18 protein-coding genes are annotated in these 20,258 nt (G+C 73.5%); 11 read left to right on the plus strand and 7 right to left on the minus strand.

Annotated features, from left to right (window positions below; translation table 11 throughout):
* Positions 1–63: 63 nt before the first annotated feature.
* The 3 genes from EAO76_RS27050 to EAO76_RS27060 are packed head-to-tail and all read right to left on the minus strand — an operon-like array spanning position 64 to position 2,060.
* Positions 64–816: an SDR family NAD(P)-dependent oxidoreductase gene (locus tag EAO76_RS27050; protein ID WP_262375780.1), complete on the minus strand. Its 753-nt coding sequence runs from the start codon at positions 814–816 to the stop codon at positions 64–66.
* Positions 813–1,799 (minus strand): 3-oxoacyl-ACP synthase III family protein, encoded by a 987-nt coding sequence (locus tag EAO76_RS27055; RefSeq protein ID WP_148838552.1) that lies wholly within the window; start codon positions 1,797–1,799, stop codon positions 813–815. The genes EAO76_RS27050 and EAO76_RS27055 overlap by 4 nt, the downstream gene beginning before the upstream one ends.
* A 12-nt stretch (positions 1,800–1,811) precedes the next feature.
* Positions 1,812–2,060, minus strand: coding sequence for a hypothetical protein (locus tag EAO76_RS27060; RefSeq protein ID WP_262375781.1), 249 nt, complete (start codon positions 2,058–2,060; stop codon positions 1,812–1,814).
* A 173-nt stretch (positions 2,061–2,233) separates the two neighbouring features.
* Between EAO76_RS27060 and EAO76_RS27065 the strand changes: the two genes are divergently transcribed.
* The 6 genes from EAO76_RS27065 to EAO76_RS27090 all read left to right on the plus strand — a co-directional run bounded on the left by EAO76_RS27065 (position 2,234) and on the right by EAO76_RS27090 (position 8,223).
* Positions 2,234–3,112: a class I SAM-dependent methyltransferase gene (locus EAO76_RS27065; RefSeq protein WP_148838554.1), complete on the plus strand. Its 879-nt coding sequence runs from the start codon at positions 2,234–2,236 to the stop codon at positions 3,110–3,112.
* A 10-nt stretch (positions 3,113–3,122) separates the two neighbouring features.
* Positions 3,123–4,691, plus strand: coding sequence for an NAD(P)/FAD-dependent oxidoreductase (locus EAO76_RS27070; protein ID WP_148838555.1), 1,569 nt, complete (start codon positions 3,123–3,125; stop codon positions 4,689–4,691).
* A gap of 19 nt (positions 4,692–4,710) precedes the next feature.
* Positions 4,711–6,210: an FAD-binding protein gene (locus EAO76_RS27075; RefSeq protein WP_148838556.1), complete on the plus strand. Its 1,500-nt coding sequence runs from the start codon at positions 4,711–4,713 to the stop codon at positions 6,208–6,210.
* Positions 6,210–6,686 carry an SRPBCC family protein gene (locus EAO76_RS27080; RefSeq protein WP_187438811.1) on the plus strand — a complete coding sequence of 159 codons (477 nt, stop codon included), beginning with the start codon at positions 6,210–6,212 and terminating at the stop codon, positions 6,684–6,686. Before EAO76_RS27075 ends, EAO76_RS27080 begins: the two co-directional genes overlap by 1 nt.
* A complete protein-coding gene (locus EAO76_RS27085; protein WP_148838557.1) occupies positions 6,683–7,507 on the plus strand; it encodes an alpha/beta fold hydrolase in 825 nt (274 codons plus the stop codon). Before EAO76_RS27080 ends, EAO76_RS27085 begins: the two co-directional genes overlap by 4 nt.
* A 134-nt stretch (positions 7,508–7,641) precedes the next feature.
* Complete coding sequence (locus EAO76_RS27090) at positions 7,642–8,223, plus strand: hypothetical protein (protein WP_148838558.1); 582 nt, start codon at positions 7,642–7,644, stop codon at positions 8,221–8,223.
* Between the two features lie 33 nt (positions 8,224–8,256).
* On the opposite strand, the gene EAO76_RS27095 is transcribed toward EAO76_RS27090, so the two are convergent.
* The 4 genes from EAO76_RS27095 to EAO76_RS27110 all read right to left on the minus strand — a co-directional run bounded on the left by EAO76_RS27095 (position 8,257) and on the right by EAO76_RS27110 (position 11,541).
* The gene (locus tag EAO76_RS27095) at positions 8,257–9,249 is read right to left on the minus strand and encodes an AraC family transcriptional regulator (protein ID WP_148838559.1); all 993 of its coding nucleotides are present in this window, start codon (positions 9,247–9,249) and stop codon (positions 8,257–8,259) included.
* 95 nt (positions 9,250–9,344) lie between these two features.
* Positions 9,345–9,830 (minus strand): DUF1772 domain-containing protein, encoded by a 486-nt coding sequence (locus EAO76_RS27100; protein ID WP_148838560.1) that lies wholly within the window; start codon positions 9,828–9,830, stop codon positions 9,345–9,347.
* A gap of 42 nt (positions 9,831–9,872) precedes the next feature.
* Positions 9,873–10,535, minus strand: coding sequence for a hemerythrin domain-containing protein (locus tag EAO76_RS27105; RefSeq protein ID WP_148838561.1), 663 nt, complete (start codon positions 10,533–10,535; stop codon positions 9,873–9,875).
* Between the two features lie 166 nt (positions 10,536–10,701).
* Positions 10,702–11,541, minus strand: a complete 840-nt coding sequence (locus EAO76_RS27110; protein ID WP_187438812.1) for an NAD(P)H-binding protein — start codon at positions 11,539–11,541, stop codon at positions 10,702–10,704.
* A gap of 321 nt (positions 11,542–11,862) precedes the next feature.
* Here EAO76_RS27110 and EAO76_RS27115 point away from each other — a divergent pair, with 321 nt between their 5' ends.
* The 5 genes from EAO76_RS27115 to EAO76_RS27135 are packed head-to-tail and all read left to right on the plus strand — an operon-like array spanning position 11,863 to position 20,091.
* Positions 11,863–13,191, plus strand: coding sequence for a tryptophan 2,3-dioxygenase (locus EAO76_RS27115; RefSeq protein WP_148838562.1), 1,329 nt, complete (start codon positions 11,863–11,865; stop codon positions 13,189–13,191).
* A 33-nt stretch (positions 13,192–13,224) separates the two neighbouring features.
* Positions 13,225–14,085, plus strand: a complete 861-nt coding sequence (locus tag EAO76_RS27120; protein WP_148838563.1) for a hypothetical protein — start codon at positions 13,225–13,227, stop codon at positions 14,083–14,085.
* Positions 14,086–14,102: 17 nt separating this feature from the next.
* The gene (locus EAO76_RS27125; protein ID WP_148838564.1) at positions 14,103–14,399 is read left to right on the plus strand and encodes an acyl carrier protein; all 297 of its coding nucleotides are present in this window, start codon (positions 14,103–14,105) and stop codon (positions 14,397–14,399) included.
* The gene (locus EAO76_RS27130; RefSeq protein WP_187438813.1) at positions 14,396–18,781 is read left to right on the plus strand and encodes a non-ribosomal peptide synthetase; all 4,386 of its coding nucleotides are present in this window, start codon (positions 14,396–14,398) and stop codon (positions 18,779–18,781) included. The genes EAO76_RS27125 and EAO76_RS27130 overlap by 4 nt, the downstream gene beginning before the upstream one ends.
* An 8-nt stretch (positions 18,782–18,789) precedes the next feature.
* Positions 18,790–20,091 carry a hypothetical protein gene (locus EAO76_RS27135; RefSeq protein ID WP_148838566.1) on the plus strand — a complete coding sequence of 434 codons (1,302 nt, stop codon included), beginning with the start codon at positions 18,790–18,792 and terminating at the stop codon, positions 20,089–20,091.
* The last annotated feature ends 167 nt before the right edge of the window (positions 20,092–20,258 follow it).

The raw sequence follows: 20,258 nt of genomic DNA on the forward strand, positions 1-20,258 counted from the left end.
GCCGTGCGCCGCGACGTTCCCCGGACGTCACCGGGGGGCCGGGCCCCTTCCCCGCGCACGGGGTCAGGTGATGGAGACCCCGCTGTCGATGCTGATGACCTGCCCCGTCATGCAGTCCTGGTCGAGGAACAGACCCGCGCTGCGGGCCACCTCCTCCACCGTCACGAAGCGCGGTACGGGGGCCTTCTCCTCCATGCTCTCCTTCACCCGGTCGGGCAGGCTCTCCGTCATGCCCGTGATCATGAATCCCGGGGACAGGGCGTTGACGGTGACCCCGCGTCGGCCGCACTCGGCGGCCAGGGTACGGGTGAAACCGATCAGGCCCGCCTTCGACGCGGAGTACGCCGTCTGGCCCGCGGTCGCGATCAGACCGGACGGCGAGACCACGTTGACGACCCTTCCCCACCGCTGCCGCAGCATGTGCGGGACGGCCACCCGCGCGGTGTGGAACGAACCGATCAGGTTCGTCCGGATCACCTGGGCCCAGTCCTCCGGCGACTGCATCGCCATCAGCGCGTCCTTGCGGATCGCGCCGTTGTTGACGAGCACGTCCACGGGGCCGAGCCGCTCCCCGATCTCCCGGTACATCGCGGTGACCGCCTCGTACGAGCCGACGTCCCCGGTGACCACGACCGAGTCGTTCGTCAGCTTGTCCTGTACGGCCCGGGCCCGCTCCTCGGAACTGTTGTAGTGGACCGCGACCCGGCAGCCGAGGGCGTCCAGTTCGATCGCCAGGGCCTGGCCGAGTCCGCCGGACGCGCCCGTGACCAGGGCGACCGGCCGCTGCGGCCGGGTTCCCGCCGGTTTTGCGCTCAACTCTCTCCTCCGCCCCATTCCAGGAGGACCGATCCCCAGGTCATGCCCGCGCCGAAGCCGGCCAGCAGCACCAGGTCGCCGTCCTCGATCCGGCCCTCGTCCAGGGCCTCGGTCAGTGCGATGGGAATCGACGCGGACGCCGTGTTCCCGTACTTGTGCAGATTGGTGACCAGGGCCTCCGTCCGCAGGCCGGTGTGGCCGAGGATGGAGTTGATGATCCTGATGTTGGCCTGGTGCGGGATGACGTGGTTCACGTCGGCCGCCTCGACCTTCGCCTCCTTCAGGGTCTCCCGCACCGTGCGCACCGTGTAGCGCACGGCGTTGAGGTAGATCTCGTTGCCGTTGATCTGCGCGTAGTGCAGCCCCTGGCGGACGGTCTCCTCGGTGGTGGGCATCCGGCTGCCGCCCGCCGGCACCTTGAGGCTGCCGGTGCAACTGCCGTCCGCGCCCAGGTTCCAGGCCAGGACCCGGTCCCGGTCCGCGGGCTGGAACACCACGGCGCCCGCGCCGTCGCCGACGAGGATCGACAGGTCCCGGTCGGTCGGGTTGGCGGTCAGGGTGTGCGTGTCGGAACCGATCAGCAGGATGGGCCGGGGGTCGATCTTGATCAGCGCCATGGCCTGGACCAGTCCGTACACGAACCCCGCGCACTCGGAGTTGACGTCGTGCGCGCTGCCGGCGATGCCGAGTTCGTGGTGGACGAACGCGGACGTGGCCGGGGAGGGCTGCTCGGGCGTGGCGGTGGCGACGATCAGATGCGCGATGTCGCCGCCGCTCAGCCCGGCCTTCTCCAGGGCTCGCCGGCCGGCCTCGACAGCCAGGGAGGCGGTCGTCTGGCCCGGCCCGACGGCCCGGCGCTCACGGATCCCGCACCGGCTGACGATCCAGTGCTCGTCGACGCCGAAGCGCTGCGCCAGCTCCGTGCTGGAGACGACGCGTTCGGGTACGGACATGCCCCACCCGGTGATGTCGAAGCCGTTCATGGGCGGCCCCGCTCAGGCCCGCGCCGGCACGAGCGCGAGGATGCGCCCGTAGACGACGCGCAGGGTGGTCGTGTCGTCGATGTCGGCGAACAGCGACTCGTCGGCGGGGATGTCCGGGTACCTGTTCTGGAACCCGTACAGCCACTCCATCAGGTCCAGCGAGTCCACGTCCGCGATGTGCTGGAGCGGGTGGTCCGGGTCGACCTTCTCGGCGCCCGAGACGGCTTCGAGCTGGCTCGCCAGTTCTTCAATGGTGGGCATGGACATGATGTGCGGTCCTCTCTCACGGGGCTCGGTCGTTCGGAAGGAATCGAATCCCGGCCCACGCAACGCGTGCGCAACACGGGTCTCCGGGCGCCGTCTTGCACATCTGTTGCGAGCGACCCGGTTTTCTCGTCTCCAACACCCGTACGCCGGACAGGAGTTGACGAAGAATGACGACGGTCGCAGACAGGTCGGTCCCCGAGGTCGACGCGATCAGGCACCACTACGAGGTGAGCAACGACTTCTACCGCCTCCTGCTGGGCCCGACCATGATGTATTCCGGTGGGTACTGGGAGGAGGGCGAGGGCCTGACCGAGGCCCTCGACGAGGCCCAGGAGCGCAAGCTCGACACGTTCGTCGAACTCGCGGGGGCCTCCGGCGCCCGCCGGGTGCTGGACGTGGGCTGCGGCTGGGGCACCATGCTCAACCGGCTCACCACCGTGCACGGCGTGGAGCAGGCCGTCGGCCTCACCCTCAGCCGCACCCAGGAACAGTTCATCGCCGGCCTGGACAACCCCAGGATCACCACCCGGGTCGAGTCGTGGGAGGACCACGTCACCGACGACCCGTACGACTCGGCGTTCTGCATCAACGCGCTGGAGCACTTCGTCTCCTCCACTCTGCCGCCGCGCGAACGCACCAAGAAGTACCGGGTGTTCTTCAACAAGGTGGGCGCGGCGCTGAAGCCGGGGGGCCGGTTCGTGCTGCACACCATGACCGCCGAGGCCCTGCCGATGAACCGGCAGCTGCTCGACGACCTGAAGTTCCTCCAGCGCTCCGAGTTCGAGAACTGCCACATCCCGCACCTGCACGAGCTGACGCAGGCCGCCGAGGGGCTCTTCGACGTCGTCGAGATCGTCAACGAGCGCGAGTCGTTCGCCGTTGCCTGCCGCGCCTGGCTGAAGCTGCTGGCCGCCCGCCGGGACGAGGCCGTCGCCCTGGAGGGCGAGGAGGTCGTGGCCCGCTTCGAGCGCTACCTGGACATCTTCGCCTACACGCTGGAAGACAAGTTCTTCAACAACTTCCGCGTCACCATCGCGCGACGCTGAGGAGGCCGACGTGACGAGCATTCTCGAACCCGCGCGCGACGACGGCGCCGCCGCACCCGCCGCGCCCCGGCCGGACGGCGGCGGACCCACCCGGCACCTGCGGGTCGCCGTGATCGGCAGCGGCTTCTCCGGACTGGGCATGGCGATCCGCCTGCTGCGCGGGGGGACCGACGACTTCCTGGTCTTCGAACGGGCCGACGAGGTGGGCGGGACCTGGCGGGACAACACCTACCCGGGCGCCGCCTGCGACGTGATGTCCCACCTGTACTCCTTCTCGTTCGCGCAGAACCCGGGCTGGAAGTCCACCTTCGGCAAGCAGGAGGAGCTGCTCGCCTACCTGCGGGACGTGGCCGACCGGTTCGGGGTCCGCCCCCACATCCGGTTCGACCACGAGCTGCTCTCCGCCCGTTGGGACGAACCGACCCGGCGCTGGTACATCGAGACCTCGCAGGGCGACTACACCGCCCAGGTGCTGGTCTCGGGCACCGGCTACCTCTCCGAGGCCGCGTACCCGGACATCCCCGGGCTCGACGGCTTCGAGGGCACCGTGTTCCACTCCTCGCGCTGGGACCACGACCACGACCTGAAGGGCCGCGACGTCGCCGTCATCGGCACGGGCGCCTCCGCCATCCAGTTCGTGCCGAAGATCCAGCCCGAGGTGGGGCGGCTCGACCTGTACCAGCGCACCCCGGCATGGATCGGCCCGAAGAACGACAAGCCGACCGGTGCGCTGCAGTCGAAGCTGCTGCACAAGGTGCCCGGCTACCAGAACTTCCGGCGCAACTTCAACATGTGGGGCCGCGAGATCCTGGCCTTCGTCATGAAGCGGCCCAAGGTCGCCGGGAAGATGCAGAAGATGGCCAGTGACCACCTGGCCGAGTCCGTCCCGGACGAGGCGCTGCGCGCCCGGCTCACGCCCGACTACGTCATGGCGTGCAAGCGGCTGCTGTTCTCCAACACCTGGTACCCGGCGATCCAGCAGCCCAACGTCGACCTGGTCACCGACGCCATCACCGAGGTGCGCGCCAAGTCGGTCGTCACGGCCGACGGCACCGAACGCGTCGTCGACACGATCATCCTCGGCACCGGGTTCAGGGCCACCGACCGCCCGGTCGCCGGACGCATCACGGGCCGCGACGGCCGGCTGCTGCGCGACGTGTGGCGCGAGCACGGCATGGCGGCGCACCGCGGCACGACGGTCGCCGGCTTCCCCAACCTGTTCCTGCTCCTCGGTCCCAACACCACCCTCGGGCACTCGTCCCAGGTCGTGATGATCGAGGCGCAGATCGGTTACGTCCTGGACGCCCTGAAGCACATGGAGCGGCGCGGCCTGGCCAGTGTCGAGGTCCGCGAGGAGGCCCAGCGGGCCTGGAACGAGGAGGTGCAGGGGCGCCTCGACGGGACCGTGTGGAACGCCGGGAACTGCCGGAGCTGGTACCTCGACGAGCACGGGCGCAACCCGTCGATCTGGCCCACGTACACCTGGCGGTTCCGCCGCCGCACCCGCCGCTTCGACCTGGCCGAGTACCGGCTCGCCACCTCCGTCGGGGCCGGCAGACCCACCCTTGACCACGCATAGCCGAAGGAGAGGAACGCAGATGAACACCACGCTCTCGCGGCGCAAGGTGCTGGGCGGCATCACGGCCGCGGTCGTCGGATGGAGCGCCGCGAGCCAGTCGTGGGCCACCGCGGCCGAGGTGTCCGGCGGCGCGTCCGTGGCGCCGGTCCCCACCCTCGACGGCACGCTGACCACCTCGGCCGCGGACCTGGAACGCTTCCGCCAGGACTTCGGCCGGCTGAAGGGCTCGGCCCCCTGGGCGGTGCTGCGCCCCCGCTCCGACCGGGACATCGCCAGAATGGTCTGCTACGCCCGGACGAACGGCCTGAAGATCGCCGTGAACGGGCAGGGCGGCACCGGGACCGACCAGGAGTCGCACTCGGTCTACGGCCAGGCGTCCGTGCCCGCCGGCGGCATCTCCGTCGACGCCCGCTCCAGGTCGAGGATCATCAGCATCGACTCGACCAGCGCGGTGGTGGAGGCGGGCGTCACCTGGGGCCAACTGACGGACGCCGCACTGAAGTCGGGCCTGACCCCGCCCGCGCTGCCCGACTACATGCACCTGTCGATCGGCGGGACGCTGTCCATCGGCGGCATCGGCGGCACCGTGCAGAAGTACGGCCTGCTGTGCGACACGGTGCAGTCGCTGGACGTCGTGACCGGCAACGGCGACCTGCTCACCGTGTCCCCGTCGTCCCGCGCCGACCTGTTCGACTCGGTGTTGTCGGGCGGCGGCCAGACCGCGATCATCCTGCGCGCCAAGGTGCGGCTGGTACCGGCCCCCGAACGGTCGGTGGTCTTCAGCCTCTTCTACGACGACCTGGCGACCTACCTCGCGGACAGCGAGAAGGTGATGGCGGAGAACCGCTTCCACATCCAGGCCGGCGAGACGCTGCGCAGGCCCGACGACTCGGGCTGGCGCTACAAGATGGAGGTCGCCGCCAACTACTCGGGCACCGCCGTCCCCGACCGGGCGAAGCTGCTGTCGGGGCTGCGCGACAGCCGCGCCGAGGCGGTGGTCGAGGACGTCGGCTACCGGGACTACATGTTCCGGCTCGACGGCTACGAGGCGTACCTCAAGGAGAGCGGCCACTGGTACCAGCCCAAGCCCTGGCTGAGCCTGTTCCTGCCCGCCTCCAGGACCAGGGCGTTCATGGAGGTCGTCGAGAAGGAGCTGACCGCGGCCGACCTCGGCGGCGGGTTCCTGCTCTTCTACCCGTACTACACGCGCAAGGTGACCCGGCCACTCGCGGTGCAGCCGGGCGAGCCGGTCGGCTACCTCTTCGACCTGCTGCGGTTCCCCGACCCGGGCGAGACCGGCATCCAGGCGATGCTGGACCAGAACCGCCGGCTGTACGACAGGGCCGTGGCGATGGGCGGCAAGCGGTACCTGGTCGGTGCGGTGCCGGGGATGACGACGGCCGACTGGAAGGCGCACTTCGGGGCCCGCTGGGACGGTTTCTGTCGGGCGAAGCGACGCTACGACCCGTCGAACGTCCTCACCCCGGGTCAGGGATTCTTCGGCGGAGGGACGGGCTGATGACGAGTTACGACCTGATCGACGAGGCGGTCGTCGACGCGCCCCGGGAGGCCGTCTGGGACGCGCTGCTCGCCGAGTTCCGCGGCGGGGAACGCTGGTGGGTGCCGGCCAACACCTTCGCGGTCTCGTCCGGCGAGCCGGACGTGGTGGGCGGCGAGGTCGCGGTCACGGTGCACACCAAGGGCGTCGACAAGGGCGGTCCCAAGCTGCGGTTCACCGCGCGCACGACCGCGGTGGAGCCGGGACGGCGGCTGTCGGTCGAGTACGTCGACGGGGCCTTCCGGGGCGTGAGCGACTTCGTGCTCGACCCGGTGGACGACGGCGCCCGGACCCGGATCGGGATGCACTTCCGGGGCCGCCCGCACGGCTGGCTGCGGATGCTCGCCAGGGTCGCCGACATCGGCGCGGAGCACTCGCGGGCGACGAGCGCCGCGTTCGTGTCGCTGAACCGGGTCCTGGCGAAGGAGCGGGCATGACCGCGGTCGCGACCGCGCCGGTCGCGGAGACGGCGGCGTACACGAGTGACGGGGGCCTGCTCGCGCTCACCGTCCTGGCCCCCCTCGGCACCCCGTCGGGCACCACCGTGGTCCTGTCCCACGGCTGGGCGGCGTCCCGGCGGGTGTGGGGCACGGTGGCGGACCGGCTGATCCGGGAGGGCCACCGGGTCGTGCTGTACGACCAGCGCGGGCACGGTGCCTCGGTGCCGGGACGCGAGCCGTTCGGCATCGCGCGCCTCGGCGAGGACCTGGGCACCGTCATCGACCGGGTGGACGCCCCCGACGCGGTGGTCGTGGGCCACTCCGGCGGCGGCTTCGCGGCCCTGTCGTACGTCTCCTCGGGGGCGCGTGCGCCGAAGGGCCTGGTGCTGCTGGGCACGGCGGCACACGGCCAGGACACCCCGGACGGCGAGGTGCGGATGATGGGCAGCGCGCTGTTCTCCAGGGCGCTGTCCCGGCCGGCGCTGGGCCGCAGGCTGCTGGGGCAGACCATGGGCAGGCGGGCCGACCCGCGGGCCATGGAGGTCAACCGGCAGATGTTCGCGGCCACTTCGCCCCGGGTGCGGGCGGACGCGTTCCGCTGCTCGCGCGGCATGGACCTGCGCGAGGCGCTCGGGAACGTCCGGGTACCGGCGGTCGTGCTGGCGGGCGAGGGCGACCGGGTGATCGCCCCGGCGCTGGGCCGCGCGGTGGCGGACGCCCTGCCGGGGGCCCGGTTCGAGGAGCTGGGTTCCGTGGGGCACATGCTGCCCCTGGAGGCTCCGGACGCGGTCGTGCGGGCGGTGCGGGAACTGGCGTGAACGGACCCCGCACCGCGGGCGCCGGGTCGTGAGGCATCCCACGGCCCGGCGCCCGCGCGTGTCCGTACCCGTTCGGGAGCCTTCGGCTCCGCCGCGCACGCCCCGAGGGGCGGCGCACTGACTACCCTCCCGGTATGAAGATCACTCTGGGAAGTCTCGCCGCCGGGGCGGGTTTCGGGGCCGTCACCTCGCTCGTCAACGCGCTCTCGTCGCCGTACACGGAGATCGGGGCGCCGCTCAGGGGCACGCCCGGGGGCAGAACTGCCAAGGTGCTCAGTCTGCTGCTGGACGCGGGCTGGGCCTGGGCCGCGCTGGCGGTGGTGGCGGGCTGGCTGGCCGGGACCCTGCTCCGGGGCGCGCTGGCCGGGACGCTGTCGCTGATCGCCGCCACGTCGGCGTACTACGTGACGGACGCCTACGTCGCGGACGCCGAGAGCGCCATGGCCTACTGGGCGGTGGCGGCGCTGCTGTTCGGACCGGCCCTCGGCGCGGTGGGAGCGGCCGCCCGGCGGCCCGGCCGGGTCGGCCTGCTCGCGGCGCTGACGGTTCCGCTGGGCGCCGCCGCGCAGATGGTCGTGATGCCGCCCCGGCCGCACCTCACCCTGACCCCGTCGATCGTGCTGGCCGAGGCCGTCGTCTGGACGGGCGCCGTGCTGGGCGTCGTGCTGGCCGTCCGCCGCTTCCGGGGCGAGCGGCGGACGGTGTCGCCCGTGTGACGTCGGTCCGCCCGGCACGACCGTCCGGGGGCGTCAGTCGCCCAGCACGACCGTCCGCGACGGGGCCGCCGAGGGCTGCACGTCCCGCGAGGCGCCGTTCGTGCGGTACTCCTGCGGGCTCATCCCCCGTACCCGTTTGAAGGCCGCGCTCAGCGCGAACGCGCTGCTGTAGCCGACCTGACGGGCCACCGTGGCCACGGTGGCGTCGGGTTCGCGCAGCAGGTCGGCGGCCAGGGCGAGCCGCCAGCCGGCCAGGTACGTCATCGGCGGCTCCCCCACGACCTCGGTGAAGCGGCGGGCGAGGCCCGCCCGGGAGACGCCGACCTTGCGGGCCAGCGACTCCACCGTCCAGGCGCGGGCCGGGTTCTCGTGCAGGAGCCGCAGGGCGGGGCCCACGACCGGGTCGGACTGGGCGCGGTACCAGGCGGGCGCCCCGGCGTCGGGTTCGGCGAGCCAGGTGCGCAGCACGTTGACGAAGAGCAGGTCGAGCAGGCGGTCCAGGACCAGTTCCTGGCCCGGCGCGTCGCGGCCGATCTCCTCGGCCAGCAGGGGCACGAGCGGGGTGTCGTCGAGGGCCGCGGGGCGGACCAGGAGGGCGGGCAGGGCGTTGAGCAGGCGGCGGCCGATCTCGCTGGGCGCCTGGTACGTGCCGCTGAGCATGACCGCCGAGCCCTGGCCGATCGGGTCGCCCCAGGTGCGCACCCCCAGGGCCATGGTGTCGGTGACGTCCTCGCCCTCGGTGGTGCTGCAGCGCTGTTCGGGGCCGACGGTGACCTGGACGGGGGTGTCCGGGGCATCGGCGATGGTGTACGGGTCGGGGCCGCGCAGCACCGCGACGTCGCCGGGACCGATGCGGGCCGGGGCACCTCGGTCGGGGATCACCCAGGCGTCGCCGTGGACCATGGTGACCAGGGAGATCGGGGCGCGGTCCTCGACGCGCAGCGACCAGGGCGGGTTGAGGACGGACTTGAGCAGGAAGGCGCCGCGCGCCTTGGGCCCCTCCAGGAGGCCGGTGAGCACGTCCATGGGGTGATCCGTCCGTTCCGGGAGGATGGCGCCCGCCCTCCGGACGGGGGATGGCCGGAGGGCGGGCGCGGCTCGGGGGCCTGTCGGGGCCTGGATCAGTGCCGGGACGAGGCCAGGGCGCGGCCCAGACAGACCAGGGCCGCCGTGCAGGCGAGTGTACGGGCCGTGTTGGACCGCACCCAGGTGGAGGTGAACGCCCTTCGCAATTCGGCGAGTTCACCGGCGGTGCGGCCCGATGCGGCGAGGCGCCGGTTGAGGGGGATGTTGACCGTGGCCGTCAGTGCGAGCGCGGTGGTGTAGAAGCCGAGCGCCGCCCAGGTCCACCGGGCCGCGGTGCGCCGCCCGATGCGCCGGAGCTGTCCGCCGGCGACGGCCGTGGCGAGGAAGGCGCCGATGAAGACGAGGCCGAACAGGCCGTTCTCGATGGCCTCGTTGATGTGGTTCATGGCGGTGAGGTACGTCCGGTCGTCGCCCCGGTCCAGTCCCGGCATCACGGAGACGTCGAAGGCGAAGTACAGACCCGCGCTGAGCCCCATGGCGATGGTGGCGGCGGTGAGCGCGGGCTGGGCTGCCGTGGACATTGCGGGATTCCTTCCGTCGGTTCCGTCGGTCGGGGGGGACGATCAGTTCCGCCGGCCGGGAGTGGCGATCGCGGCGAGTCCGCGCTCGTAGCGGCGCCTGAGCACCGTACGGCCCAGAAGGCGTACCGGCGGCGGCATCGTCGCCGCGACCAGGGACACGGACCGCGGTTCCGCGCCGTCGAACATCCACGGCGGGAGGTATGTGAGGACGCCCCGCGGCGCGGTGCGCACCAGGCGCTGTTCCAGTGCCAGGTAGTCCCGGGCGTCGAGGCGGGCGAAGAGCGGGAAGACGACCTCCTCCTCGGCCGCGAGGTGTTCGCGCAGGACCTCGTCGAACCGGGCGGCCGCCGGTGCCACCGCCGCCGGGTCGGCGCCCGGCCGCAGGGCCGCGCCCACCCCGTCCATCGCCGCGTCCAGTTCGGCGTGGTCCCCGTCCAGTGCCCGGGCGACGTCCTCGGCGCCGGGCAGCCGGCGCAGCAGTTCGGGCCAGAGCAGTTCGTCCTCGCTGCGGTGGTGCCAGTCGATGACGTCGCGCAGCCGTCGCCACCACTCGGCGACGGCGGGGTCCGGTCCGGTGGCGGCGAGCCGGGGCGCGGCGGCCGTCAGCCGTCGCGCGTCCCGGCGCATCGCCACATGCATGAGTGCGAAGCCGTGGAAGTGTCCGGGCAGGGTGTCCAGGCGCTCGCTGGACATGGTGCTGCTCATGGTCGCCTCCTGGGTCCTCTCGTCTGGATCATGCCGGGCTCGCGTGTCCCGGTGCGGGCCGGACGGGCCCTGTACGTGGTGCGGGGTCCGGTGCCGCAGCCGGGAGTCCGCCGGGTGGTGTCCGACGGGCTCCGGGGCCGTGGCGCCGGGGTTCCCGGACCGGTTCTCAGACGTTCCAGACGCCGGTGGCGGCGGCGTCCCTCGCGAAGTCGGAGAAGTCCCGCGGCTTGCGGCCGAGGGCCTCCTCCACGCCGTGGACGACGCTGGCGTTGCGTCCGTCGAGGATCAGGCCGAACAGGTCGGCGAACTCGACCGGCAGCCCGTTCTCCCGCAGGACCGCCCGGTAGTCGTCGAGCTCGACCGGGATGTAGGTGATCTCCCGGCCGGTGGCCTTCGACAGTTCGGCGGCCACGTCGTGGAAGCTGAGCAGCCGGGGGCCGGACAGTTCGTAGGTCCGGCCGATGTGCTTGTCGTCGGTGAGGGCCGCGGTGACGACGTCGGCGATGTCGTCGGCGTCGACGAACGGCTCCACGGCGTCGGCGGTCGGCAGGGCGAGCTCGCCGGAGAGGACGGGCTCCAGGAAGAAGCTCTCGTTGAAGTTCTGGTTGAACCAGTTGGCCCGTACGACGGTCCAGTCGGCGCCGGACTCCTTGAGCTTGTCCTCGCTGATGACCGCGCCCTCCTCACCGCGTCCGGAGAGCAGCACCAGGCGACGCGCGCCCTTCCTCACGGCGAGTTCGGAGAAGGCGCCGACGGCCTCGGCGGCGCCCGGGAAGGCGAGGTCGGGGTAGTAGGTGACGTAGACGGCCCCGACGCCGTCCAGTGCCGCCTCCCAGGTGCCGGGGCTCTCCCAGTCGAAGGGCGGTTCGCCGTTGCGCGAGCCCACACGCACCGGCAGCCCCCGCTCGGTGAGCCGCTCCGCGACCCGGCGTCCGGTCTTCCCGGTGCCGCCGATCACCAGGGTCGTCTTCGTCTCGGTCGTCTGTCCGTTCCGCGTGTTCGTCATGCCGATCAGTCAACTCCAGTCCGGTGAGACGGGCCATAGCCACAACGCTCAACTCCATACGCGGGCGTCCAGCTTTTCGGCCCTGCGGAGGAACGGAGTGTCCGAGGCGCCCCACCGTAGGCGGCGGCGGGCGCGGCGGCCACCGGGCCGGACCCGTTCTCGACCGTTCCCCTACCGGTGCTGTGGGCGCGGCCGCCCGACCGGGGACGGACGGGGCGGGCTCCGGCGGGTCCCGGTCCGTTGTGGAGCGAGACTTGAGCGTTCTTCCAGGGGCTCCGGCGAATCTCGAACCATCCACTGCCGGGCCCAAGGAGAAACGAGATGACAGCGACCGACACAGCGCTCCGGCACGAACTCTCCGACTGGTGCGGTTCCGGAGGGGCGGAGGAATTTCCGTACGACGGCGTCATCGACCGTCTGCGTGCCGTGGGAAAGCACTTCCTCGACGAGGAGCTCCTGTCGCTCCTGGCCGAATGCCGCACCCTGCTCCTCGAAGCGGACGCGGGCGACGCCGGAGACGTCCGAGCGGGCACGGGTGGCGCCGGAGACGTCCGAGCGGGCACGGGTGGCGCCGGAGGCGTCCGGGACGCCCATGCCGGGCCCTTCCTCGACGTTCTCCTGGACAAGTTCGACGACCGCTACGACTACCCCAGCTACACGGCCCTGGCGCTGCTGCGCCGGGGCGCGCCGGGCGACCGGGCGGGCTGGGAGGTGCTGCGCCGGCACCGCGACCGCACGGTGCTCCTGCTGCTCGCCGACCTGATCGGCTTCGAGCGCCTCGTCCTGGACGGCGCCCCGTGCGACCCGCAGGGGATGCTCCCGGACGCCCTGCTCCTGAACAAGCGGCTGCGGCTCGCGGTCCGGGTCATGGAGCCGGCCGCGCTGCGGGCGCTGGACGGGGCCGTCGACCCCGTCGCCGTCGCCGCGACGCCGGGCCGCACCCCGGCCGGCGAGCTCGCGGACGCCGTGCTGCGCACCACCACCGCCGGGGAGCGGCTGCTGCTGCGCACCAGCGTCCAGCCGGTGTACGTGCTGCACGACGAGTACCTGTTCCTGCGGGTGCTCCAGTCGTTCGAGGCCACCTTCGCCTTCATGTCGGCGACGCTGGACGAGGCGGTGCGCACGCTGCGCGCCGAACAGCCGGGCGACGCCGCCGCGTTGATCGCCGCGGTCGCCGACGTACTGCGCGAGTCGCTGCCGCTGTTCTCGTTGCTCGCCACCATGCAGCCCGAGTCGTTCCGGCTGTTCCGGCAGTTCACGGAGGGTGCGAGCGCCATCCAGTCCGAGGGTTACAAGACCTTCGAGTCGTACTGCTCCACCCCGGCTCGAGCGAGGCTGGACTCGTCCGCGTTCCTCTCTGTTCCAGACGTACGCGGCGAGGTGCTGGCCGGCCGGGAGACCGTGCAGGGCACCTGGGAGGACGTGATCTCCAGTGGTTGGCTCACCGAGCCGGACGCCGCAGCCGTGCGGGCCGCGGCCCTGCAACTGGAGGCGGTGCACCAGCGATGGAAGCAGACCCACTACCGACTGGCCGTGCGGATGATCGGCACCCGGACCGGCACCGGTGCCACGGAGGGCGTGCCCTACCTGGCGTCGGTGATCTCCCAACGGCTGTTCCCGGCCATGGAGAAGCAGCCGGCCGTCGGCTGACCACGATCTGCGAACCGGAGGACACCGAAGCCCATGAGCAAGAGAGCCACCACCGGACGACCGGGCACCGCGCGCCGCGCCCTGAACCCGGATGCCGCGGACCCGCAGCTCGTCTACGAGTACGACCGTGGCAGCAACTACGAGAAGGACACCCGGCTCACCACCGCGCTGTCCGCCCTGCTTCCCGAGAACCAGCTCGTCCACCCCGACCAGCGGCTGTTCCAGTCCGTGCACCTGATCACGGAGTACGCGTGGGCCGCGATGCACTTCGAGATGGGCCGTGCGGTGGCCCTGCTGGACGACGACGACCCGCTGCTGGCCACGCAGGTGCTGGAGCGCGCCGCCTCGCTGGGCCGGATACCGGTGCAGGCGCTGAACACCCTGGTGGAGTACCTGCCGCAGACCGGTCTGCTCACCATGCGTGACACCTTCCCCGAGAACACCACGGGCCTGGACTCCCCCGGGGCCCGCAACCTGCGCCGCGCGGCGCAGCCGTTGTGGCGGGCCTTCACCCGGGCGCTGGAGCGTGCCGGGCTCACCATCGAGGAGCTGATCACGGCGCAGGGCCGGCTCGTCCCGCCCGCCGGGCACGAGCGGGCCGCGGTCGATCTCGCGCTGGTGCGGCAGGGCCTGATGCGGCTGGACGGGGCGATCGGGGACTGGAAGCAGCTCCATCTGCGCATGGTGTGGGGCCAGTTGGGCGGACATCCCGAGGCCGAGCCGCACTCGGTGGGCGGCCGGACCTGTCCCGCCATGCCCACGAGCCTGCGCGGGGAGTCCACCGTCAGCCTCGTCCGGATGTCCGAGCGCACGCTCTTCCCGCAGCTGTGGGATGCCGTGGACGCCACCTACCGACGATTCGTCCCCGCCGTTCCCGCTGACGCGGCGTCCTGATCCCGAAGGAGACCCCCATGACATCGGCGCTTTCCCCCGAGGGCGTGACGAGCGAACTGGCGTCGCTGGTGCGCACCGCCTGGGCCGACAACCTCGGCCACGACGAGTTCCACGACGACGAGAACTTCTTCCTCGTCGGCGGCCACTCGATGTGCGCGCTGCGGATCGTGCGCACCCTCAAGCAGGAACTGGGCATATCGCTGACGGCCCGCCAGTTCTTCGCCCACCCGACCGTGGCCGAGCTGGCGCTCTTCCTCACCGACATCGTCCCGGCCCGCGGCGACGACGCGAGGCGCGCGGAGGCGGGGGCGTGACCGCGGCCTCCTCCGCCCAGCTGGAGATCTGGCTCGCCGACCGCTGCGAGCCCGATTCCGGCCGGTACAACATCCCGCTCTGCCTGGAGTTCCGCGGCGAGCTGGACGACCGGGCGCTGCGCACGGCCCTGGCCGACGTACTGGCCCGCCACCCCGCTCCGGCGGGGCGGTTCGAGACGGTGGACGGCGCGCTGCGGCACGCCGCCGAGCCCGCCGCGACGGTGCCGCTGCACATCGCGGCGCGTCCGGGCGGCTACGACCGCGACGCGGCGCTCGCCGACGCCTCCCTGGCCGCGGCGCGCCCGCTCGACCCGGGCACCGCGCCGCTGCTGCGGGCCGAGGCGCTGCGGTACGACGACGGGGCCCTGGTGACCCTGACGGTGCATCACATCGTGGCGGACGGCCGGTCCGTCGAGGTGCTCGCCGAGGACCTGGTCACCGCCTACCGGGCCCGGAGCTCGGGCCGCGACCCGCGTTTCGTCCCGGTGCCGGTGCCCGTCCCGCAGCCCGTGGCGGCGGCCCCCGACCCGTACTGGACGGCGCTCCTGGACGGCGAGCCCGCGCGGCTCGCCCCGCTGCCGGACCGGCTGCGCCCCGAGGACGGGCTGCGCGGCCGGGCGGGCTGGACCGAGCGGGAGCTGGACCTGCAGCGGCTCGCCGAGGTCCGCGCGCTCGCCGCCCGCGAGGGCGCCAGCCCCGCGATGGTGCTGCTCGCCGCGTGGGGCCTGCTGCTGCACGCCTGGTCCGGGGAGGACGACGGGGTGCTCGGCATGCCGTTCGCCGGGCGGCACGAGCCGGACGCGGAGGACGCCGTCGGCCTGTTCACCCGGGTCCTGCCCGTCCGTACCGTGCACGAGGCGGCCCGCCCGTTCGCCGACTACGCCGCCGCGCTCGGCGAGCAGGTCCTGGAGTCCATGGAGGCGCACGCGGAGTCGGGCGACCTGCCGCCGGGCACGGCCCCCTCGTACGGGGCGGTCTTCCTGCACCAGCCGCAGCCCGCGTCGGCCTGGCAGGTGCCGGGCGCCGACGTGCGGCTGCTGCACCCGCAGAGCGCGGTGGCCAAGTACGACCTGGCGTTCGCGGCCGTCGAGGCCCCCGACCGGCTCGTGCTGCGCATCGACTACGACCGGGCCCTGTACGCGCCGGCCACGGCCGAACTGATGGTGGAGCAGCTCGACCGGCTGCTCGCGGCGGCGTCCCGGCCCGGTGTCACCTGCCGCGAGCTGCTGACCTCCCTCGCACCCCCGCCCGGTACGGGCCGGCCGCGACCCGGCGCGCCGGTGACCGCGGCCACCGTGCCGCAGCTCGTGCTGGAGCAGGCGCGCCGCACCCCCGACGCCCCCGCCGTCGTGCACCACGGGACCCGGCTGAGCTACGGCGAACTGGTGCGGGACGCCGCGCGGACGGCGCACTGGCTGCGTGTGCAAGGGGTGCGTACGGACGATGTCGTCGCGCTGCTGCTGCGTCCCGGCCCGGACACCGTCACCGCCATGCTGGCGGTGGGGCTGGCCGGGGCCGCGTACCTGCCGCTCGACCCCGCCTACCCCGACGCCCAGCTGGAGCTGGTGGTCCGCGACGCCCGGCCCCGGCTGCTGATCGCCGAGCCGGGCGAGGAGCACCGGGTCACCGGAGTGCCGGTGCACACCCCGCGGGAGGTCCGGGAGGCCGCCGCGCCGATGCCGGTGTCGGCGCCGACCACGTCGGCCGGGCCGGACACGGCCTTCAACGTGCTCTACACCTCGGGTTCCACGGGCCGGCCCAAGGGGGTCGTGCTGCCGCACGGCGGGGTGCTGCGGATGATGCACCGCCCCGATTTCGTGCCGCTGGGCCCCGACGACGCGGTCTCGCACCTGTCGCCGCTCAACTTCGACGGGGCGACGTACGAGATCTGGGGCGCGCTGACCCACGGCGCGAAGCTGGTCGTGCTCGACAAGGAACTCGTCCTCAGCCCCCGTGAGCTGCGCACCGCGCTCCGGGAGCACGAAGTGACGACGCTGCTGGTCACCACGCCGCTGCTGAACCGGCTGATCGAGGACACCCCCGATCTGCTCCAGTCGCTGCGCCGGGTCTACTTCGGCGGCGAGATCATCTCGGTGCCGCACGTCCGCAAGGCGCTGCGCTGGGCGCGCCCCGGCACCCTGCTGCACAGCTACGGTCCGACGGAGAACTCCTTCACCTCCTCCTGGTACCCCATCGAGGACGTGCCGCGGGAGGCGCGCAGCGTGCCGATCGGCCGGGCGGTGCCGGGCACCCGGCTCCACGTGGTCCTGGAGGGCACCCTCGATCCGGCGCCCCTGTACGTGCCCGGCGAGCTGGTCCTGGGCGGTTCGGGCGTGGCCCGCGGCTACCTGGGCGATCCGCGCCGCACCGCCGAGCGGTTCGTGCCCGACCCGTTCGGCGACGAGCCGGGGGCGCGGCTGTACCGCACCGGGGACCGGGTGCGGTGGGCCGCCGACGGGCAGCTGGAGTTCATCGGCCGCGCCGACAACCAGGTCAAGATCCGCAGTCAGCGGGTCGAGCTGGGCGAGGTCGAGGCGGCGCTGCGCGCGCACCCGTCGGTGCGGGGCGCGTTCGTCACCACCCGGATCAACGGGGCGGGCGAGAAGGAGATCGTCGGCTACGCGGTCCTGGAGCGTCCGGCGGACCCGGAGGCGGTGCGGACCCATCTGCGTTCCGTGCTGCCGCAGTTCGCCGTGCCCTCGCACCTGCTGGCCCTCGACGAGCTGCCGCTGACCGCGAACGGCAAGATCGACCGCAAGCGGCTGCCCGCACCGCCGGACGCGGTGGCGGAGCCGGTGGCGGACGGGCCGGTGCCGCGGGCCGCGGCGCCGGGTGCCGCCCCGCGGGAGGAGTCGGCCGAGGGCGTGACCGCCGCGGTCCTGCGGGCCTGGCGCAAGGTGGTGCCGGGCCGGGTCTTCGGCCGGGACACCAACTTCTTCGACGCGGGCGGCCATTCGCTGCTGCTGGTCAGGCTCCAGGACGCGTTGCGCGAGACCACCGGCACCGGCCCGGCCGTCGCCGACCTGATGCGGTACACGACCGTGCGCTCCCAGGCCCGGCTGATCGGCGGTTCGGCCGCCGACGAGGAGCCCGCGGAGCCGGTGCGGGCACCCCGTGCGACGGTCCGCGAGGACGACGACGCGATCGCCGTGGTCGGGATGGGCGCGCGGTTCGCCGGCGCCCCCGACCTGGACGCCTTCTGGGACAACCTGGTCGCGGGCCGGGACTGCTTCACCGAGGGCCCGGGACCGCTGATCACCGAACGGGGCGACGGCACCCGCCGGGTGGCCCGCTGGGGCATGCTCGCCGACGGCACGGGGTACGACGCCGGTCTGCTCGGACTCACCGCCGACGACGTCGAGTCGGGCGACCCCCAGCACGGTGTGCTGCACGAGGTGCTGTGGGCGGCCGTCGAGGACGCCTCGCTGCGGCTGTCCGACATCGCGCACCGCACCAGCCTGTACGCGGGCTGCCCCCGGCTGGTGCACACCGACGGCGAGGCCCGCGTGGACGACGTGGTCAGCGTCGACCCGACGTTCGTGGCGTCGCGCTTCGCGTACCTGCACGACCTGTGGGGCGAGGCGCTGCTGCTCGACACCGCCTGCTCCACCGGTCTGTACGCCGTGCACCTGGCCTGCCGGGCGCTGCTGCGCCACGAGAGCGACTACGCGCTGGCCGGCGCGGTCTCGCTGGACGGCGAGTCCGACGGCTCGTACGTCCACCGGCCCGGTCTGCTGTACGCCGACGACGGGATGTGCCGCCCCTTCGACCGGCGGGCCTCGGGCACCGTCGGCGGGTTCGGCGCGGGGGCGCTGCTGCTGCGCCGCCTCTCCGACGCCGAGCGGGACGGCGACCCGGTGCACGCCGTGATCCGGGGCAGCGCCGTCAACAACGACGGGCGGGAGCGCGTCGGTTACTCGGCGCCCGGGATCGAGGGCCAGGCCCGGGTGATCCGCCGGGCCGTCGCCGCCGCCGGGGTCACCGGGGCCGACATCGGCTACGTGGAGGCGCACGGGACCGGCACCCGGCTCGGCGACGCGATCGAGGCGACCGCGCTCGGCGCGGCGCTGGGCACGGCGGGACCGCGGGTGGCCGTCGGTTCCGTGAAGGCGTCCATCGGGCACTGCAACACGGCCGCCGGGATCGCCGGGCTCATCAAGACGGTGCTCGCGGTGCGGCACGGGGTGCTGCCCGCGACGCCGAACGTGAGCGAGCCGATCGACGAACTCACCGCCCGGGGCGGGCGGTTCGACCTGCTGACGGAGGGCCGGGCGTGGGACACCCCCGAGGGCCGGCCGCGCACGGCGGGCGTGAGCTCGTTCGGGGTGGGCGGCACGAACGCCCATGTGGTCGTGCAGGAACACGTACGGGAGAGGGTGTGAGCTCCGCGATGGAGACGACGTTTCTGGCAGGGCCCGGCGCGCCGCGCGTCCTGGCCGTGTCCGCCCGGGACGGGCGGGCCGCGGCGGACGCGGCCGGGCGGCTGGCGGACCGGCTGACGGGGGACCCCTCCCTGGACCCGGACGACGTGGCGTTCACCCTCGTGTGCGGGCGGGAGCGGTTCGCCGTCCGGCACGCGGTGACCGGCACGACCGGCGCCGAACTGGCCGACGCCCTGCGGAAGTCGGCGGAGCGCCCGCGCCGGGAGGCCCCGGTGCCCGTCCTGGTGCTCGACCTCGGGGACGGTTCGGCGCTGCCCGGCACCCCCGCGCTGCCGCAGGTCGCCGAGGCGTCGGCCGCCGCCGGGGAAACGGACCCGGCGCCCGCCGCGCGCACGGCGGCGGAACTGTACGGCACGGCGTCCTGGCTGGCCGCCCGCGGGGTGCGCCCGGACGCGGTCGTCGGCCGGGGCCCGGCCGCCGCCGCCGCTGCCGCCGTGCGCGGCGACCTGTCCCTGCCGGACGCCCTGCGGGCGGCGGCGACGGGCGCGGACGTCCCGCGGGCGGCGGACCCGGAGGACTCGCCGGACCCGGAGGGGGAGCTGTTGGTGGTCCGGGTGGGCGACGGTGCCGACGGCCCCGGTGTGCTGGGGCTCGACCCGCTCGACCCCGCCTCGTACGCCCGGCTCTTCGCCGCGCTGTGGGAGCACGGCTTCGACGTGGACTGCACGCTGGGCCGGGGCGGGAGCCGGGTGCGGCTGCCCGGGTACCCCTTCCGGCGCTCGGGTTCCGTCACCGCCGCGTCGCCCGCGCCCGGGCTGCGTCCGCTCACCCCGCACGAGCAGCGCTGGCTCTTCCACGACCTGGTGCGTTCGGGGAGCGCGGCCGAGCACGCGCTGTGCGCCACGGCCGTCCTGCCCGGCACCGTGCCCGGGGCCCCGGCCGCCGACGCCGCGCTGGCCGCGCTCCTGGACCGCCACCCGAACCTGCGCACCGTCTTCACCCGGGACGGCGGCCGGTGGTTCGCCCGTGACTCCCGCCGGCCGGTCGCGACGCACGTCCTCGCCCCGGCGCCGGGCGCCGAACCGGAGGCACTGGTGCGGGCCGCCGCCGTGGACGGGACGTTCGCCGCGGCGGACGTCCCGCTGATCCGCTGCGTCCTCGCCCCGGCGGACGGGGGCTGGGCGGTGGCGCTCGCCGTGTACGCCCCGGTCGCGGGCGGCTCGTCCGCGGACGAACTGCTCGCCGACTGGGCCGCGTTCGCCGGAACGCCGCTCCGCCCGGTCGCCGGGGCCGGTGCCGAGACGGCCTGAGTCCCGGCTCCCCTCATCCTCGACCCCCGTCCCCGACACTCGTCCGCAGCGACAGCAACGGGGCACCGCTGCCCAGGTAGTCGCGCAGCTGCGGGGTGCCGGCCGGGGCGAACTCCAGGTACGCCTCGTCGACCACCAGGGGAGTGCCGGTGACGGCCGCCCGCTCG

The organism is Streptomyces sp. sk2.1 (assembly GCF_008120935.1).
Lineage (GTDB): Bacteria > Actinomycetota > Actinomycetes > Streptomycetales > Streptomycetaceae > Streptomyces.

Bases quoted from the DNA above. Each gene is read 5' to 3' on its own strand.
- EAO76_RS27125 (WP_148838564.1), top strand. From the start codon at position 14,103: ATGACATCGGCGCTTTCCCCCGAGGGCGTGACGAGCGAACTGGCGTCG.
- EAO76_RS27115 (WP_148838562.1), top strand. From the start codon at position 11,863: ATGACAGCGACCGACACAGCGCTCCGGCACGAACTCTCCGACTGGTGC.
- EAO76_RS27075 (WP_148838556.1), top strand. From the start codon at position 4,711: ATGAACACCACGCTCTCGCGGCGCAAGGTGCTGGGCGGCATCACGGCC.
- EAO76_RS27110 (WP_187438812.1), bottom strand. From the start codon at position 11,541: ATGACGAACACGCGGAACGGACAGACGACCGAGACGAAGACGACCCTG.
- EAO76_RS27135 (WP_148838566.1), top strand. From the start codon at position 18,790: ATGGAGACGACGTTTCTGGCAGGGCCCGGCGCGCCGCGCGTCCTGGCC.
- EAO76_RS27100 (WP_148838560.1), bottom strand. From the start codon at position 9,830: ATGTCCACGGCAGCCCAGCCCGCGCTCACCGCCGCCACCATCGCCATG.
- EAO76_RS27105 (WP_148838561.1), bottom strand. From the start codon at position 10,535: ATGAGCAGCACCATGTCCAGCGAGCGCCTGGACACCCTGCCCGGACAC.
- EAO76_RS27080 (WP_187438811.1), top strand. From the start codon at position 6,210: ATGACGAGTTACGACCTGATCGACGAGGCGGTCGTCGACGCGCCCCGG.
- EAO76_RS27065 (WP_148838554.1), top strand. From the start codon at position 2,234: ATGACGACGGTCGCAGACAGGTCGGTCCCCGAGGTCGACGCGATCAGG.
- EAO76_RS27120 (WP_148838563.1), top strand. From the start codon at position 13,225: ATGAGCAAGAGAGCCACCACCGGACGACCGGGCACCGCGCGCCGCGCC.
- EAO76_RS27095 (WP_148838559.1), bottom strand. From the start codon at position 9,249: ATGGACGTGCTCACCGGCCTCCTGGAGGGGCCCAAGGCGCGCGGCGCC.
- EAO76_RS27060 (WP_262375781.1), bottom strand. From the start codon at position 2,060: ATGCCCACCATTGAAGAACTGGCGAGCCAGCTCGAAGCCGTCTCGGGC.
- EAO76_RS27055 (WP_148838552.1), bottom strand. From the start codon at position 1,799: ATGAACGGCTTCGACATCACCGGGTGGGGCATGTCCGTACCCGAACGC.
- EAO76_RS27090 (WP_148838558.1), top strand. From the start codon at position 7,642: ATGAAGATCACTCTGGGAAGTCTCGCCGCCGGGGCGGGTTTCGGGGCC.
- EAO76_RS27085 (WP_148838557.1), top strand. From the start codon at position 6,683: ATGACCGCGGTCGCGACCGCGCCGGTCGCGGAGACGGCGGCGTACACG.